Source organism: Segatella oulorum F0390 (assembly GCF_000224615.1).
GTDB classification, from domain to species: Bacteria; Bacteroidota; Bacteroidia; order Bacteroidales; family Bacteroidaceae; genus Prevotella; species Prevotella oulorum.
This window is the reverse complement of record NZ_JH114215.1, coordinates 1,387,871-1,405,538: the sequence shown is the minus strand read 5'-3', so window position 1 is coordinate 1,405,538 and position 17,668 is coordinate 1,387,871. Positions and strand designations below refer to the sequence as shown.

Here is a 17,668-nt window from a genome sequence, read left to right as displayed (position 1 = left end):
AAAGTTGGATAAGGAAATCCACAAGAAACAGGAGAAAGTCAATCGGGAAAATGGCAGTGCCATTCTTTCCGGTTTGGCTCATATTGCAGGGAAAGGCAGGTATGCCCAGTTGGAAACAGAAAATGAAGAAAAGTTGCTGCAATTCCGCAAGTGGTCGCTCAACAAGTAGAAACCTTAACCATTACCTATAAAGAGGGGATAGCCAAGGAGCGAGAACGTGCAGTCTTCTGGTTGGAAGAATGTAATAAGCAAGAGCGCATCTACAAAGGGTTGCTCACACAATCGAAGAATCGGGAGGTTGACCTCAAGCAAGAGTTGCAGCAACGTGATAACATTATCGCTACAATGAGGGCTGGACTAACAGATTTCCTGCGAGGATTCACGATTATTTGCCAAAATGCCATTAATGCCGTTATCGGCTTTGCCCATGACACTAAATTGCAGCACTTTACCTTCCTCCAGGCTGCAGCTCTCAACGAATATCTTTCAGAAGAGTCAAGTGACAGGCGTAATGGTGCCACGATTCTGGCCCTCCTCACCCGTCCCTTTCTTAGTTTGTTTGAGCATCAGAAAGGAAAGGCGGAAATTAAAAATGTGGTTAATAACTTTGATTGGTACAAGGAAAAACAGAAGCAGCAAGAGGAATTAAGAAATAAACAAAGATTTAGAAGATAGATAGGTTATGAAATAATGGTACTCCGCATAAGAGGAATTATGCAAGGGTATCATATTTAACGCATTCAAATCAAGATAAAGTCTACTAAATGATTCTATAATGAATAGTATGGACTAATTCCCTTAGTCATTTTGGCCATTTTTATAAGTCGATTTATTATCGCTTGTTCTTTGGGGTGTAAGTAGCCATCAACTTCTGCCATTGACAGAAATAGGCTGTGTACATATTTTAATTTTTCTACTGACATCTGCATAACTATTTGCTGTGAAATGAGTTCATCCATTGAACGACAATTCTCTAAATCTGCAATTTTTATGTCTTGCTCTGCAAAGAAATTATCCATAAACTCCTCTTCCTTTGGATCAACAATACCATCGGCATTCATTATTTGTGTTAGCACACTGACAATGGCATATTTTTCGTAGGTTGTAAACTGTATCATATTGCTTGTTCTCTAAAAAAATCATCATAAATAGTGTTTCCTATACTAATAATGTATAGGTTTTCCCTTGCACGTGTTATTGCCGTGTAGATTGTCTCAGGTGTAGCTGGGTTGAATGTACCTCCAGCGATAGTACTTTCATCTTCCAATATCAGTATCACTGCAGGAGACTCCCATCCTTTAAAACTTTGTACTGTTGATAGTTTCAGGCACCGCTTATCAGTTGTAAATTGCAGCTTTCTTGATCGCTCAAGTGCTTCGTAATCTCTCTTAAATTGCCAATTTGCATTACTTATATCGGTAACATTATGAATAGATTTCAAGCGTTCGTAATTTTCGCTGTTGACAAAAGTGACTTCCGTTTTATTACCCGTAGCTTGTCTGTAGAATTTGTCCACGTTTCGCAGAAGCTGTATCGTTGGTGCCAGAACAACGAAATTTTTGACCTCTTTACCATCGTTGCGTATGTACTGAGTGATTGTTGAAATAAGTTTTTCTAACGAAAAATTATTTCTTATGTCACTATAAGAAACGATTTTGAAATTCAGTGTATTCCCCATAGTCTCTTCTGTTTGTATATCATCCTTAGGTATGTTTAACATGTAAGTTGATTGAAAAGCCATTGCGAGTTTCGCCAAACGTGGGTTAGTAAAGCGGTGGCTGTTGCTCAGTTGCCTATTCCATTGACCACCAATGATACCTAGCCTTATGTCGCCATTAGAATCGAGCGGTCTGTGATATACGTTCTGTTTTGGATCGCCAAATACAACGAATTCTCCGCCTGGCACAAGAAAATTCTGCATGACGATTCTCAGCCATTCTGTTGTATAGTCCTGCACTTCATCTACAAAGATGGCGGCATAATGTTTCTTTATCTCTACTTTCTCAAAATGATGTAAGTCATCATAAGAACCGAACGAAACGTGCAGTTTATATTCAGATGATTGTATTCTAAAGAACTGATGATAGTGGTAAATATCGACCTTGTTCCAAGAGAAATCCTCCCGTAGTTCAGAAAGTCGGAACTTCAGGTAGTTTGTCAAAGTGATATTGTATGTAAGTATCAGCACATCGCCGCCGGTGCGCTTCATGGCGTTCACAGCTCTTTGTGCAAGTACATAGGTTTTTCCTGCACCTGCAACGCCGCTAATCTTTTGCTGCGTATCAACGCTCTTAACAAGCTCTCTCTGTGCTCCCTTGGGCTCTAAACCATTTCGCCCCTCTTGGTAAGAGTGCCATGATGGTGAGATGATGGAAGCCAGCTTGCGTTTCACGCAATCGTCAAAATAGTGGTTGTGGTGTGTTAATCCAATATCTTGGAAAAGGTTTCGGCAGGTTTGCCTATCATTTATAAGCTCGCTACCATACAGATGGGTGTAATTTTTCTGTCCACTATCTGTATGAAAAAAATTACAGACTTCCTGTTTGTTGTTTTCGGTAAAAACTACGATTTTTTTGATTAATGAGAAATTGCGTTTATCCTCAATGGTACTAATCAGCAGTTCCTCTATCCCGTCTTTAATGCTGTTTTGGCACAAGCTAATCAAGTCGATAGGCGACTGGTATGTTTGGCTGGAGCATAGAATCTCTTTTCCATCAGCCGACAACTGGCATTCTTCTAAGGATTCTTCGAATACATTTACTAAAAGTACACCTGTATTCGGGCGTACAATAATAAAATCAACAGTCGCTTCATTAACCACAGGACTTATATATAATATATCATCTATCGCCAATATGCTTTGCAGACGGTAAGCCACTCTTGCCTTTTGCGGTGTAAGTATTTTATTCTGAATTTGTAACTGCAAATCATAGTCGTTAAACACTTTTTCGGCAGAACTAGAAATGCTTGCCATTTTACCAAAGTCTAACGGTGCTCCGTTATAGGCAAAGCAACGTGTTATGCAGGTAAATGAGTGTCCTGTTCGTTTGGTGCGATCAAACCGAGCACTGTCGATGCAGCTGAAATATTGTTGGTCACCAAACGCTGAACAAAACTGCTCAATTCTGTAAGCAGCGGCGTTCTTTGGTCCGATGCATATTATATAATGTTGCCCGTGTGAGGAGGCTACCATTTTGGCCACGCGGGCTAAATCAATGGTAGCTACATCAAGGATGTTGGAAAAAATATGTATTACATTTGTATAGGTATAGCCTATGGAATTCAGTGTGTTGTCGGATGTTTCCGTAGCTGGCATAAACTGGTTGATGGGCACAATCTCAATGTTTCCTTGCACTATTTTCATTAGGTTACACTCTGCCCGCTGCATAGCATTCGGCGACGGTTCAACAAGCGTAATCCGTTTAACCCAGTTCAGCAGCTGATGCTGTTTCAGTATATCAACAATAGTGCCTGAGCCGATGCCTTGTCCGCAGCCCCAGTCTACAATTTCAATACTTCCCTTGAGTTTGTCGAAAGGAAAGTTCATCATGGCTGCCCTGCACTTTACAGAGTGCATTTCACCATAAGCCGACATATAGCAGTTTAGGGCTTCTTCGCTCGCAAGCAGATCTACACCGTGGTTCAGTTCCGGGTGTGTCCACGGTCGCGTCTTCCATTGTGTTGGCAAATATTCGTGGCATCGGTCAATGATGTCATATATGGTGCTACACGCTGACTTTGCAATATCGTCCTTGTAATTTGTCATGGCTATTTTCCTGTAATGGTATCTGCGTTTCTGTTTTCCTGATGCCGCTTCCAGTTTGCTATTGCAAGTTGCTTGGTAGTATTGGCATAGCAATACTCACAGAGATGCGGACAAGTGTTATACTCGCCAATATCCTTTGCTGCCATACAGCCACAGAAAGCCCGCTGACCGGAGTCTTTCTTGTGTGCGCTCAGAAAATATTGGTTGTTAGGCAGCGCAATGGCTCCCTCCGGAAGAGGAGGGCTGTCATCAAATAGCGATAGGGTAGGCATAGGAAGAATTTTTACCTTCATAAAGTCCATTAAGACCTTATCCTGCCACGCCAACCGTGTTATCAAGTCTCCGTCGATGCAGCGGTTGTGTGCGATACCATATTTCTCTATATCTATCTTCTCGCTGCACGTAGCGAGCTGATAGTTCCACCCAAGCTTACGGTTTAACTCCGATAACTTAGCTGCAAACTCTTCCATTTGTGGTGTTACCCATTCCCTGTAGAGTATGCCGCTTCTTTCGAGGTTTTTCTTCACTTTTCGGTATGTCCCAATATCGGCATACGAGAAAACAAACTTCTCGGTGTAGCCTTTTAACTGATTACCAACATTCTGTACCTTGTACAAAAGGTCATCCACTGATATGTTGTCGGTTAAAATCAAGGGGTCGAAGCGCCACACTACGCTGCCTACCCCTAGTTCATGGACAAGCAGTTTGAATGTTTCTATGCGAGTGGCTAATGGCGGAACTTTCTCCAAGTGTTCCTGTTCATAGTCGTTCAACGAGTACTGGATGTAGCATTTTATATTTCTCTCCTTCAGAACATCGAGATAAGGTAGAAGCGGTCGAGGGTTTTTGGACCAGAAAACTATGAAGCGCGTTTGTTCATATGACACATACGACTTTACCCCGTTAAAAGGATTCATCCATGCTGAGTAGCCTTGCTTCAGGCGGTCGAAGAACCAATCGGAATAGAAAGCTGGTATATCGGTGCTTCTGCTTGCTGAAACGATGACGGGGGCCTGTGCTTTCACTGTCTGTCCATCAATAATTATATCTTTATGTTGCCAAGTTGCCATAGCTTAAAATATTAAATCGTCAGAATAATCATGTTAACCTGTGAAGTTATTAAAATCAGCTTCAGGTTCTTCTATATTGCAATAAGACCTTCTTTCTGTTTCTCAGCTCCATTTGAGAAAAAGTTTTTGAACGTTTCTTGAATAGAGCTGCAAGTGGGTATCTTCACTTTTTTGATGGATAACAAAATAAGGGGCCATAAGTTCCTGTAATGGCCTTCTGTAGTTATAGACAATACTTTTATATTTCACTAGATTTCTTAACATAACTCTGCTTTTAGAAAGTTCGTCAAAAGTTCACAGTATGGATTATTAACGAAACAAAGGAACTACGAGTGATTTTGTAACTCCTTTATTTATAAGATTTTAATCTTTGTAGCGGGGGTGGGACCCGAACCCACGACCTCCGGATTATGAATCCGACGCTCTAACCAGCTGAGCTATCCCGCCATCACATTTAGGTTTTGCCTAATTGCGGGTGCAAAGGTAGTATAAAGTTTTGGATATGCAAAATTTTCATGTGATTTTTATTTTGAGTTTTTATGCTATAGGGTCATCATCTGTTTCCCGTTCAGTCTGCGATTGTTGCATGATTTACATGGATGGGAGAATAAAAGGAATGCGCCATGCAGGTGTTGTGGGGTGTACCTTTTTGCAAACGCATAGAGATTAGTGGATAATCTATGCGGAATCATGCGATGAAATGGTGCATATTGCGACGTAAAATGCACGGTTTTACTTTGCAACGGCTGAATAGCGTGTCGGACAGGTGTCAGAGATAGCGGGGCGGGGGATAGTGGAAAGAGGAACGTGGGTGGTGAAAAGAAGGCGGAGGAAAAGTGCTTTTGGGTTGCGAAGAGCATCTTTTTGATGCAGCAAGGGATGCGATGGCCTGTTTGGAGTATGCGCTCTGTGTTTCATAAAAAAGCCAAAAACACAGGCTGTTTCACTTTTTTATGCTAAATTTGCAACACGGGAAAGGGCGCTTGCGTTGCTTTTCGCAGAGGAATGTTTTCATGATTCGGATTAAAAAATTAGATATATTCATAGCCAAGCAATTTGGTTTGCTCTTTTTGGGCACTTTCTTCATCTGCCAGTTTGTGCTGATGATGCAATTCCTTTGGCGTTATATCGACGATTTAATCGGTAAAGGATTGTCGATGGAAATCATGGCACAGTTCTTTTGGTATATGGGTTTGATGTTGGTTCCGCAAGCGTTGCCGTTGGCCATCTTGCTTTCTTCGCTCATCACCTTTGGTAATTTGGGCGAGAGCAGTGAGCTTACAGCCATCAAAGCTGCCGGCATTTCCTTGATGCAGTCGTTTCGATCGCTCATCGTTATCTCGATAGTTATCAGTGGCATATCATTTGTTTTTCAAAACAATATCGGTCCGGAGGCCAACAACAAGCTGGCACAATTACTGATTTCGATGAAGCAAAAAAGTCCTGAATTGGAAATTCCTGAAGGCGTTTTCTATGATGGTATTCCCAACAGTAATCTGTATGTGCAGCATAAGGACTTGGAGACGGGTAAACTTTATGGCATCATGATTTATCGCATGACGGGCAGTTACGAAGATCAAGCGATTATCTTAGCCGACTCGGGTATGTTGCAATCAACGGCCGACAAGAAGCATTTGCAGTTGAGTTTGTGGAGTGGCGAATGGTTTGAGAACATGCAAAATGATGCCTTTGGCAATAATACGGCGGTGCCTTATCGGCGTGAAACGTTTACGGCAAAGCGTATACTGTTGGATTTTGATGGTGATTTTAACATGACCGATGCCGCAGGATTGGCCAATAATGCGCGTGGAAAGGGACTTGCACAGTTGTCACATGACATGGATTCGCTGAAGCATACGTATGACAGCATAGGGCAACAATATTACAAAGATGCGCAACGCTCGCTGTACTATGCGCCGCCCATTGATAGGAAAGACTCGCTGCAGGCGGTGAAAGCGGCCTACAATGCGCGGTTTAATATCGACTCAACCTTTGCGCATTTGCCGTTGGCGCAGCAGCAACAGGTGGTGAGTATGGCGCAATCGAGGGTGCAAAGTGCCATCTCGGACTTAGATTTTAAGAGCATGCTCACGAGTGATGGTGATTTGTTGATACGCCAACATGAGATTGAAATGATAAGCAAATTCTCCGTAGCGCTGTCGTGTTTGATCTTCTTTTTCATCGGAGCGCCGTTGGGAGCTATTATTAGAAAGGGCGGATTGGGCATTCCTGTGATTGTCTCGGTGTTGGTGTTTATCGTGTATTACGTGCTCGAGAATACGGGCTATCGCATGGCACGTGGTGGCATTTGGACCGTGTGGTTTGGCAAATCTTTAGCGCCTGCCGTGCTCACTCCGTTGGCAGTCTTTGTGACTTACAAGGCTTCGAACGACTCAATGGTGTTTAATTTTGACGCCTATCGGGAGTTCTTCCAAAAACTTTTAGGCTTGCGTGTGAAACGACACGTGTTTGCCAAGGAGGTGATTATTGATGAACCACATTACGAAGAAGATGTGAAGTTGCTGCAAACGATGAATGAAGATGTCCGCACTTATGTGGCGGTGCACCATTTGCAGCACTTGCCCAATCCGGTGAAAGTGTTCTTTAAGTATCGTGCAGACCATGCCGTGGAGCAGCTAAGTGAGCGGTTGGAGCAGGTGATTGCCGATTTGTCGAACACGCGTAACACCTATATCATCAAGGCGTTGAACAACTATCCTGTGTTAGCAACAAAGGCACATACGCGGCCTTTTGAACGCAGATGGCTCAATATGGTTTCGGGAATTGTTTTGCCCTTAGGCGTGTTTTTTTATTTGAGAATGTGGATGTTTAGAATGCGTTTGTGGCGAGATTTGCGAACGATAGAGCAGACCAACCATGGTATTGTGACGCTGATTAAAAAGAATTTTCCGGCATAGCGTGCAAGGCTCCTATATATAATAAGGTGTAAAAGGAGAATGTGTGGCTGTGGCGAATAGATAAATTGCAACAAAAGAAAAATTATATGGAGGATTTTAAATTAAGTAATATTGAAGCCGCACTTGACGATTTCCGCCAAGGAAAGTTTGTTATTGTGGTGGATGATGAAGATCGTGAGAACGAAGGAGATTTGATTATTGCGGCCGAAAAGATAACGCCCGACGACGTGAACTTCATGTTGAAGCATGCAAGAGGTGTGCTTTGTGCGCCGGTAACGCTCTCAAGAGCTGAAGAGTTGGACTTGCCCCATCAGGTGGCCGATAACACTTCGATGTTGGGAACGCCCTTCACCATCACGGTAGATAAGTTGGAAGGTTGCACAACGGGGGTGTCGACCCATGACAGAGCGGCGACCATTCGGGCTTTAGCTGATCCTGCTTCTACCCCTCAAACCTTTGGACGGCCGGGGCATATCAATCCCTTGTATGCGCAGGATAACGGTGTATTGCGTCGTAGTGGGCACACAGAAGCCACCGTTGACTTGTGTAAATTAGCGGGACTTTATCCCGTTGGTGCCTTGATGGAGATTATGAACGAGGACGGAACGATGGCGCGCATGCCACAGTTGATAGAGAAGGCGAAGGCATGGGGGCTGAAAATCATCACAATTAAGGACCTTATTGCCTATCGTTTAAAGAAAGAATCGACGATTGAGGTGGGCGAAGAGGTGGATCTTCCCACCATTTACGGGCATTTCCGTTTGGTTCCTTTCCGTCAGAAAAGCAATGGTGCCGAGCACATGGCCGTTATTAAAGGTGAATGGAAGCCTGGAGATGCTGTGTTGGTGCGCGTGCATTCGTCGTGTGCAACGGGCGACATCTTGGGCAGCAAGCGTTGCGATTGCGGCGAACAGTTGCACAAATCATTAGAAATGATTGAGCAAGAAGGGCAAGGTGTGGTTATCTATATGCAGCAAGAAGGGCGTGGAATAGGACTCATGAATAAGATGGCTGCTTATAAGTTGCAGGAACAAGGCTACGATACGGTGGATGCTAATGTGCATTTAGGCTTTAAACCCGATGAACGTGACTATGGTTGTGGGGCACAGATGTTGCGGCATTTGGGTGTGAGCAAAATGCGCTTGATGACCAATAATCCCACGAAACGTGTGGGGTTGGAGGCTTATGGCTTGGAAATTGTAGAAAATGTGCCGATTGAAATCACGCCCAATCCTTATGATCGCAAATATTTAGAGACCAAACGTGATCGCATGGGGCATGAGCTTCATATCAAGATTTGACGTGTAGGGATTGAATGTGGAAGGCTAAAAGATTTCCACATTCAATGTTTTTAGAAGGTTGTCTGTGTCTGAAAACCTGAAGAATTGAAAAAAAAGTGATGTATATTCTTCGCAGGCATGGAGAAAATCATTACTTTTGTGCGCAGATATATAACCTAACGGATAAAGCTATGGCACATTTATCGGATCGTTTAAATCGTCTTGCACCCTCAGCAACGCTTGCGATGTCGCAGAAAAGCAGTGAAATGAAGGCGCAAGGGATTGATGTTATCAATATGAGTGTAGGGGAACCTGATTTTAATACACCCGAACATATCAAGGCGGCTGCCGCACAAGCTATTGCCGAAAACTATTCAAAGTATTCTCCGGTGCCGGGCTATCTTTCGCTTCGGCAGGCTATCGTTGATAAGTTGAAGCGTGAAAACGGCTTGGATTATCATGTAGATGAGGTGCTGGTGAGCAATGGTGCAAAGCAGAGTGTGTGCAATGTGGTAATGGCTTTGGTGAATGCGGACGATGAAGTGATTATCCCTTCGCCTTATTGGGTGAGCTATCCACAAATAGTGAAGCTCGCAGATGGTGTGCCTGTGTTGGTTGAGACCGAGTTTGAACATGGTTTTAAGATGACCCCTGAGCAGTTGGAGGCTGCGATTACGCCGAAAACACGCATGTTGATTTTGTGCTCACCTTGCAATCCTACGGGGAGTGTGTATACTCAGGAAGAGTTGGAAGCCTTGGCGGAAGTGGTGCTTCGGCACGAAGATTTGTATGTGGTTTCTGACGAAATCTATGAACACATTAATTATATAGGGCATCATGCCAGCATCGCTACAGTGAAAGGAATGCGTGAACGCACGATTGTGGTGAATGGTGTTTCGAAGGCCTATGCCATGACCGGTTGGCGCATTGGCTATATTGCAGCGCCCGAATGGATTGTGAAAGGGTGTAATAAATTGCAAGGACAATATACCAGTGGGGCTTGTTCGGTGAGCCAAAAGGCTGCCGAAGCGGCTTATACTATGGGGCAGGAATGTGTGGAAGAGATGCGTAAGGCCTTTGAAAAGCGCCGTGATTTAATCGTTGATCTGTTGCGGAAAATTCCAGGATTGGAAGTGAATAAGCCCGATGGAGCTTTTTATGTGTTCCCGAAGTGTAGCGCTTTCTTTGGAAAAAGTGATGGGAAACGGGTGATTAAGAATGCCACAGATTTTGCATTATATTTGTTGGAACAGGCCCATGTGGCGACCGTTTCTGGCGATGCATTTGGCCATCCGGCTTGCTTCAGATTGAGTTATGCTATGAGTGAAACGCAGATTACAGAAGCGATTCGAAGGATAGCAGCTGCATTAATGAAATTGCATTAAGAACGATACGCTGCTAAGAAATTGTTACAGAAAGGGCTGTTTTTGAATAGAATGCTCGTTAAAACTTCTTAATTAGCGTAGTAGTTATGCATAAATTGCTATCTTTGCGAGGTAAAAAGGGGCTGTTATATTCCCTTGTCAGACACAACTAAAAAATTAAATGTGGAAAAATTATTAATATTATTATACTAACAAAAGATTAAATTTTTCAAATTATGGCAACTACACAACAAGCAGCCAACCCTAAGAAGGGTCAAGGCTTTCAGGGAGTTAGAGGCGCATTCTGGATTATCGTCGTTTGCGCTGCAATCGCTTTTACATTGTTCTACACTTGGTTTGCTAACCCCATGCACTTCCAAGGCGGTAACCTTGATGGTCATCCTGCAGACGTTTGGGGAACTATCTTTAAAGGTGGTTTCATCGTTCCAGTGATCCACTCTTTGTTGTTAACCGTGTTGGCAATGACTATTGAGCGTGTTTTGGCTATGAAGACCGCTTTCGGTACGGGTTCTTTGCCAAAGTTCGTTCTGAACATCAAAGCTGCATTGAATGCAAACGACTTTGATAAGGCACGTCAGTTGTGCGACAAGCAGAAGGGTTCTGTAGCAAACGTAGTATATGCTTCTTTGAATGCATATAAGAGTATGGAGTCTGGTGCAAACGCAAACTTGAAGAAGTCTCAAAAAGTTTCAAAGATTCAGCAGGCACACGAAGAGGCTACTCAGCTTGAAATGCCTACCTTGACCATGAACCTTCCTATTATTGCAACCATCGTAACGTTGGGTACATTGACAGGTCTTCTTGGTACTGTAACGGGTATGATCAAGTCGTTCTCAGCTTTGTCTTCGGGTAACGTAGACTCAACTGCACTTTCTGCAGGTATTTCTGAGGCTTTGATCAATACAGCATTCGGTATTTTAACATCATGGTGCGCCGTTATTTCTTACAACTATTTCACCAATAAGGTTGATAAGTTGACATACGCACTCGACGAAGTAGGTTACTCAATCGCTCAGACATACGAAGCTAACCACGCAGACGAGGCTTAATTTTTTGCTAACCCTTTAAAATTTTATCGCTATGGGTAAAGTAAAAATTAAGAAAAGTGATGTATGGATTGATATGACGCCTATGTCAGACGTGATGACCTTGCTGCTCACTTTCTTCATGCTCACCTCTACTTTTGTAAAGAATGAGCCTGTGAAAGTAAACACGCCAGGGTCGGTTTCCGAGATTAAGGTTCCGGAAAAGGGCGTTCTGACGATTTTTGTCAATCCTGAAAAAGATGCATCAGGAAAGCCAACTGGCGAGGGACAGGTATTCATGAGTATGGATAATCCAGAAGAAATGGTACAGGTTCTCGACAAGATGACTGAAAGTTTCGGAGTGAGTTTGAATCCTGCACAAACCAAAGCATTCAAGGCTGAAGATCAATTTGGTGTTCCAATGAGTGATTTAAGCAGCTATCTGTCTGCACCTCTTAATATTCGTATGAAGACTCTTCCATTGAAGGGTATTCCTTTGGATAGTATTAAAGGGGGTATGAGCGAGTTCCAGCAATGGGTAAATGCTGCTCGTACAGTAGACGATGATATTAAGATTGCTTTGAAGGCAGATGCAAGTACACCGTATAAGACAGTGAAACGTGTAATGAGTGAGCTCCAGGATATGGACGAAAGCCATTACTATATGATCACTCAGCTTAAAAAACAGGAGGACTAATCAATGGCAGAAATAGTAGAACAAGGCGGAAGCAAACAGAAGAAGTCTAACGCTCGCGTGGACTTTACGCCGATGGTAGATATGCTCATGTTGTTGATTACGTTCTTCATGTTGGCAACATCTCTCAGTAAACCTCAGACGATGGAGCTTACCATGCCGAGTAATGATAATGTTCAAAAAGATCAACAAACAGAGGCAAAAGCTTCAGAAGCTATCACAATCTATGTTGCAGCCGACAACAAGATTTATTATGGTGAGGGTGAACCTCAATATAATAATCCTGCATGGTTGAAGGAAACAATATGGGGTAACGATGGTATTCGCAAGGTGCTGAGAAATCATGCCACAGCAACGGGTATTAAACCTGTGACACGTATTGAACTTGCAGTGAAAGAGTTGAATGCAAAGAAGGCTGAGAACCCTCAGATGTATCCCGACTCAATCTACCAGAAAGAGTTAAGTAAGTTGAAAGCCGGTGAGCTGAAAGATGGAAAGATTCCAACTTTGACCATCATTATTAAGCCCACAGACAACGCTTCTTATAAGAATATGGTGGATGCACTTGACGAAATGCAGATTTTAAGTATTGGTACTTACGTTATTGACAAGCTCAACAGCGACGACTTACATTTGTTGAAGCTGCGTGCTGTTAAGCAGTAGTCGATGAAGTAAAGAAACAATTTAAAAAGAAAGAAACAAATGGCAAAAATAGATTTATACGATCCCAAATGGGTCGATTTGGTGTTTGCCGGTAAGAACCAAGGCTACGGTGCATATAAGCTTCGTAAGGGAACTTCTGGTCGTAACATCAAGGCACTTGTTATCTTGATTATTGCTGCAGCACTCGTTGGTGGTTTTCTTGCATGGAAAGTGATTGAACAGAAGAATGCCGAACAGCAGCAAGCCTACATGGAAGCGATGCAGTTGGCACAACTTCAGCAGGAGGCTAAGAAGCAAGAGAAGAAGAAACAGGAACAGGTGAAGCCAAAGGTTGAGCCAAAGAAAGAGATTCCTGTTGCGCGCGAAACGCAGAAATTCGTTGCACCTGTCATCAAGAAGGATGAGCTCGTAAAAGAGACCAACCAAATGAAGCAGATGGACCAATTGGATGCGAAGATTGCAGTAGGTACTGAAACCCATGAGGGTGCAAAGGACCGTACGATTGAAGCTGTGCGTAATGACATCGCTGTTGCTACGCCTCCTCCAGCACCAAAAGAAGAGGTTACACAGAAAGTATTCGACGTCGTAGAAGTGATGCCTTCGTTCCCTGGTGGACAAGGGGCATTGATTCAGTACTTGAATTCTCATGTAAAGTATCCTGTTGTAGCACAAGAAAATGGTATTCAAGGTCGTGTAACCATTTCATTCGTTGTAGAGCGTGATGGCTCTATCACCGATGTTAAGGTAGCACGTTCCGTCGATCCATCTTTGGATAAGGAAGCAGCTCGCGTTGTAAGCAGCATGCCTCGCTGGACACCGGGAAAGCAGAATGGTTCTGCTGTTCGCGTGAAGTTTAATGTTCCCGTCGTGTTCAAATTGCAACAATAATTAAATGAATAAGAAACATTCTTATATTCTACTCGGACTATTGTCATCTTTTGTGCTCTTAACGTCCTGTTGGAACAAGGGCACAAAGAACAATAGGACGGATACTCCAACGTCAGGGACGATCACATTCGTCTCTGACGAAAGTTTTAGTCCTTTCATTGAGGAAGAACGTCAGCAGTTTGAGTTTCAATTTCCTGAAGCACATCTGAAGCCTATTTATGCGGATGATATTACGGGCTTCAAGATGTTGCAAGACCTCAAGACCTGTTTGTTTTTCACTTCGCGAGGACTTACTCCAAGCGAGATAGCCTATTTCAAAACGAAGAATCTTGTTCCCGAGGTTTTTATGATTGGGTATGACGGTTTGGCTTTTATCGTTAATCGCAATAATTCCGACACGTGTATTACGGTGAACGATGTGAAACGTGTGCTATCCGGGCAGGCAAAGCATTGGAGTGATGTTTATCCTCACTCGAAACGTGGGGACATTGAGGTTGTTTTCGACAATAAAGCTTCAGCCACCTTGCATTATGTTATCGACTCGATTATGGGTGGAAAGCCACTCACGGCCAGCAATATCGTTGCGGCAAAGAACAGTAAGGCGGTGATAGATTATGTGGATAAGAACGTCAATGCAATCGGTATTATTGGTTCGAATTGGTTGAACGACCGACGCGATACCACCAATACCACATTTAAAAAGAATATTCATGTCATGTCTGTATCCATTAAGGATAAGGCTACGCCCGAGAATAGTTGGAAACCCTATCAGGCTTATCTGTTAGATGGTCGTTATCCCTTTGTGCGCACGTTATATGCCAATGTGGTCGACCCGATGCGTGCTTTGCCGTGGACGTTTGCAACATTCATCACCAGTCCCAAGGGGCAGTTGATTCTTTTCAAAACGGGTTTGTTGCCTTACAGAGGTGATATCACAATAAAGTCAGTCAATATCAAGAAATAATCGGTTAGGAGCCTCTCCCTTTTTAGCCACTTTTCTATATAGCGTTTGATTGGAGAGTTTTGTTGAACAAAAAAGAATTATGACTATGAAGATAACAAGGTATATGGCCGTGGGCTTATTATCGATGAGTTTGTCGATGCCCGCAATGGCACAGACGAGTAGTTATTCAGTGATGTTGCAGCCCATTGAGCAGGCGTTGAAAAGCAATGCGAACATGGATGCTAAGGCATTGAAGAACTTAACGAAAGACTATCAGAAGACTTTCAAGAAAGACCCAAAGGCATTGGTTGCTTTGGGCGAGTTGTTATTGCTCAACAAGCAGTTTGACGAAGCAACCAATATTGCGAATGACGTGTTGGCCAAGAACAAGAACTATGGCGATGCCTACATCCTTTTAGGCGACGTGGCTGCGATGAAAGACGATGGTGGAAATGCCGCCATGTGGTATGAGCAGTCGATGACGATGGATCCCAAGAATCCACAAGGTTACATGCGTTACGCCAATGTTTATCGCAAACGCAGCCCCGAAGAGAGCGAGCGCGCGTTGAATATGCTGAAGCAAAACTGTCCCGATTTCCCCATTGATGCCGAGGCTGGCAACAATTTCTATCTGGCAGGCAATTACGAAAAGGCTTACGAATATTTTGCAAAGACCGACAAGGCCAACCTCGCCGAGTTCTATCTCGTAGGCTATGCCGTTTCGGCCTATATGAGCAACCACAAGGAAAGTGCCTTGGAGGTGTCGAAATTGGGTGTTCAAAAGTTTCCCAAGGACATCACTTTCGACCGTGTTGCCTTGTGGAGCGCCGTTGATTTGCAGAAATTTGACGAGGCCGATGGCTATGCCAAGGTGGTGTTGAGCACCGATTCTGTGGAGAAGAGTTCGCGCGACTACATTTATTATGGTTTGGCTTTGAAGGGACAAAAACAATATGAAGCCGCTATCGCACAGTATGAGAAGGCGTTTGAACTGAACAAAACCGATTTCAAACCCTATCAGTATATTGCCGACACCTACACCGAAATGGGGCAGGAGGACAAGGCTTTGGAATATACCGAGAAGTATATGGCCAACAATCAGAACTCCACACCTTCCGACTATGCGCGTTTGGCCAACATCTATGCGCAGAAGGCTGAGAAGGGAGGTGCCACGAAGCAGGCCAGCTTAGACAAGGCTTACGGCATTTATGAGCAGATGGCTGCCAAATGGCCGAGCATTGCTGCGTGGGTTTATAACATGGCCGGCATGCAGGCTTCCAAGGCGGCTGACGACGAAAGGGGCGCCGAGTTCTTCAAAAAGGCAGTCGAGTTGCTCTCTGCCAAGACCGATCGTCAGGCCGATGATGACGCCACTTTCAAATCGGCTTTGGCCAATTTGGGCTATTATTATTGGGTGACGAAGAACGATCTCGAGACGGCTAAGCCCTATTACGAGCAGCTCATCAAGCTCGATCCCAACGATAAAAATGCGCGTGCTGCGCTCGGATTAGATACTCCTGCTGCCAGTGAGCAGCAGCAATAAAGGTAAAGAGGTACTGTAAAATTTGTGATTATTTTTTACACGATGTGTGTGTAATTTTAAATGAGTCCCGTGGGGTGCGCGAAGCATCTCACGGTTTTTTATGCCTCAATCGTCTGACTTCCCTGGCGTGCTGCCTTCCTGATTGCTCGCATTGCTTTCTTCATCGGTCATGCTACCTTCCTCGTTGCCCGCATCGCTTTCTTCATCGGGCATGCTGCCTTGCTCATTGCTCACATCGCTTTCTTCATCGGTCATGCCGCCTTGCTCATTGTCCGCATCGCTTCCTTCATCAGTCATGCCGCCTTGCTCATTGTCCGCATCGCTTTCTTCATCGGTGGCCTTGGCCTTGTGATGCGGAATGACTTCGCGCTTATAGCGGCGCACCATTTCGTTGATAAAGTCGGCGATGGGCACCATGCTTTCATCGTCGTTGAGAAACATGCGCGCGTTGATGGCCTTCACCACCAGGCGGAATTGCTCATCCATCTTGAGCCGCGTGGCGCGCAATGCCCCTTTCACAATCCCTGTTTGTTCATCCATACGCAGGTTGAGCAGTTGGCTCACCTTGTCGTTAGAGGCAGCGAGTTGCGTCACATACTGCGTCAGGTGCAGCAGCTCGATTTCTTCGGCGTGCTGTGTCAGGCATTTTTTCGTCAGAATGTAGAGCACTCCTGTCTGCTGTTCGAGCTGCATCCTGTTGTTTATTCTGTAGCCGGCGATGTCCAGCCAAATCGTCTTTGCCGCCGCTTTGGTCTCCGGGTTTGTGCCCTTTGTAAAAGCTCTCACGACGGCTTTAAACCCCGTGAAGAGCATGTCGCGTTCGTGGTCGGCTTCGGCTATCTGCGCTGTGCGCAAGCTCGTGCGGCTCAATCCCATGCAGGCTTTCTCTTGTTGCAACAGCTTTCCAAACTCCGCCGTGAGCATTTTTGTTTTCGGATGCGCCGCTATGGCCTGTTCATATTCGGCCAAAATCTTGGCCACGCTCTCCATAAACATTCGATGTGCGCCGTTGTTCACTTTTGTGAGGTCGATGTTTCTTATTTCTTTCATATCAGATAGCATTTAAAGCGTTTATATGCTGATGAATTGATTTTGTTTCGGTTTGTGAGCGTTTGCTCTCTGCAAAGATACGTTTTTTTCTGCATCTTGCTTGCGGAAGTTCCGCAAATATGTTACATTTTTGTTTAATATCTGCGGAATTTCCGCAAATAATATTCAGTTTTGCGCGTCGTTTGCGGAACTTCCGCAAGGATTATGCTTGTTTGTAAGGCATTTGCGGAACTTCCGCAAGCAAGATGCGTGTTTGTTCTATGTTTGCGGAGTTTCCGCAAGCATCATTCATTTTTGTTTATTATTTGCGGAACTTCCGCAAATATTGCTCATTTTTGTGTTTTGCTTGCGGAATTTCCGCAAAAGCAATGCAGTTTGCTTTCAGGTTCGTTCCGTCTTATTCCGGTCTGTTTTTGATGGGGGTTAATGGTTTTTCGGGTGGT

The 17,668-nt window shown here is 44.1% G+C and carries 15 protein-coding genes and 1 tRNA gene; 11 read left to right on the top strand and 5 right to left on the bottom strand.

Features of this window, described 5'->3' with window-relative positions:
- Positions 1-4: 4 nt before the first annotated feature.
- Together HMPREF9431_RS13490 and HMPREF9431_RS13485 are read left to right on the top strand one after the other, a co-directional pair.
- On the top strand, positions 5-169 hold the full coding sequence (locus HMPREF9431_RS13490; protein ID WP_231287727.1) for a hypothetical protein: 165 nt from the start codon (positions 5-7) through the stop codon (positions 167-169).
- Positions 151-675 (top strand): hypothetical protein, encoded by a 525-nt coding sequence (locus HMPREF9431_RS13485; RefSeq protein ID WP_004380296.1) that lies wholly within the window; start codon positions 151-153, stop codon positions 673-675. The genes HMPREF9431_RS13490 and HMPREF9431_RS13485 overlap by 19 nt, the downstream gene beginning before the upstream one ends.
- A gap of 95 nt (positions 676-770) precedes the next feature.
- Here the strand turns inward: HMPREF9431_RS13485 and HMPREF9431_RS06030 are convergent, their stop codons facing one another.
- From HMPREF9431_RS06030 to HMPREF9431_RS06015, 4 genes are all read right to left on the bottom strand, one after another.
- Positions 771-1,118 (bottom strand): tellurite resistance TerB family protein, encoded by a 348-nt coding sequence (locus HMPREF9431_RS06030; RefSeq protein ID WP_004380295.1) that lies wholly within the window; start codon positions 1,116-1,118, stop codon positions 771-773.
- Positions 1,115-3,766 carry a UvrD-helicase domain-containing protein gene (locus HMPREF9431_RS06025; RefSeq protein WP_004380294.1) on the bottom strand — a complete coding sequence of 884 codons (2,652 nt, stop codon included), beginning with the start codon at positions 3,764-3,766 and terminating at the stop codon, positions 1,115-1,117. The genes HMPREF9431_RS06030 and HMPREF9431_RS06025 overlap by 4 nt, the downstream gene beginning before the upstream one ends.
- Positions 3,767-3,768: 2 nt before the next feature.
- Positions 3,769-4,836, bottom strand: coding sequence for a DUF1848 domain-containing protein (locus tag HMPREF9431_RS06020; RefSeq protein WP_004380293.1), 1,068 nt, complete (start codon positions 4,834-4,836; stop codon positions 3,769-3,771).
- Positions 4,837-5,209: 373 nt separating this feature from the next.
- Positions 5,210-5,283, bottom strand: a tRNA-Met gene (locus HMPREF9431_RS06015).
- A 566-nt stretch (positions 5,284-5,849) separates the two neighbouring features.
- On the opposite strand from HMPREF9431_RS06015, the gene HMPREF9431_RS06010 reads away from it, so the two are divergent.
- The 9 genes from HMPREF9431_RS06010 (at position 5,850) to HMPREF9431_RS05970 (ending at position 16,175) form a co-directional block, all read left to right on the top strand.
- Positions 5,850-7,754, top strand: a complete 1,905-nt coding sequence (locus tag HMPREF9431_RS06010) for an LptF/LptG family permease (protein WP_040560934.1) — start codon at positions 5,850-5,852, stop codon at positions 7,752-7,754.
- A gap of 86 nt (positions 7,755-7,840) precedes the next feature.
- Positions 7,841-9,055, top strand: coding sequence for a bifunctional 3,4-dihydroxy-2-butanone-4-phosphate synthase/GTP cyclohydrolase II (locus HMPREF9431_RS06005; protein WP_004380290.1), 1,215 nt, complete (start codon positions 7,841-7,843; stop codon positions 9,053-9,055).
- A gap of 170 nt (positions 9,056-9,225) precedes the next feature.
- Positions 9,226-10,419 (top strand): pyridoxal phosphate-dependent aminotransferase, encoded by a 1,194-nt coding sequence (locus tag HMPREF9431_RS06000; RefSeq protein WP_040560932.1) that lies wholly within the window; start codon positions 9,226-9,228, stop codon positions 10,417-10,419.
- A gap of 215 nt (positions 10,420-10,634) precedes the next feature.
- Complete coding sequence (locus HMPREF9431_RS05995; protein ID WP_004380288.1) at positions 10,635-11,468, top strand: MotA/TolQ/ExbB proton channel family protein; 834 nt, start codon at positions 10,635-10,637, stop codon at positions 11,466-11,468.
- A 31-nt stretch (positions 11,469-11,499) separates the two neighbouring features.
- Positions 11,500-12,141, top strand: coding sequence for an ExbD/TolR family protein (locus HMPREF9431_RS05990; protein ID WP_004380287.1), 642 nt, complete (start codon positions 11,500-11,502; stop codon positions 12,139-12,141).
- A 3-nt stretch (positions 12,142-12,144) separates the two neighbouring features.
- The gene (locus HMPREF9431_RS05985) at positions 12,145-12,801 is read left to right on the top strand and encodes an ExbD/TolR family protein (RefSeq protein WP_004380286.1); all 657 of its coding nucleotides are present in this window, start codon (positions 12,145-12,147) and stop codon (positions 12,799-12,801) included.
- Between the two features lie 39 nt (positions 12,802-12,840).
- Positions 12,841-13,689 (top strand): energy transducer TonB, encoded by an 849-nt coding sequence (locus HMPREF9431_RS05980; protein ID WP_004380285.1) that lies wholly within the window; start codon positions 12,841-12,843, stop codon positions 13,687-13,689.
- Between the two features lie 4 nt (positions 13,690-13,693).
- Positions 13,694-14,653 (top strand): PstS family phosphate ABC transporter substrate-binding protein, encoded by a 960-nt coding sequence (locus HMPREF9431_RS05975; RefSeq protein ID WP_004380284.1) that lies wholly within the window; start codon positions 13,694-13,696, stop codon positions 14,651-14,653.
- Between the two features lie 85 nt (positions 14,654-14,738).
- Complete coding sequence (locus tag HMPREF9431_RS05970) at positions 14,739-16,175, top strand: tetratricopeptide repeat protein (protein ID WP_004380283.1); 1,437 nt, start codon at positions 14,739-14,741, stop codon at positions 16,173-16,175.
- Positions 16,176-16,280: 105 nt separating this feature from the next.
- Here HMPREF9431_RS05970 and HMPREF9431_RS05965 read toward each other — a convergent pair whose 3' ends face one another.
- On the bottom strand, positions 16,281-17,225 hold the full coding sequence (locus tag HMPREF9431_RS05965; protein WP_004380282.1) for a DUF6261 family protein: 945 nt from the start codon (positions 17,223-17,225) through the stop codon (positions 16,281-16,283).
- Positions 17,226-17,668 lie beyond the last annotated feature (443 nt).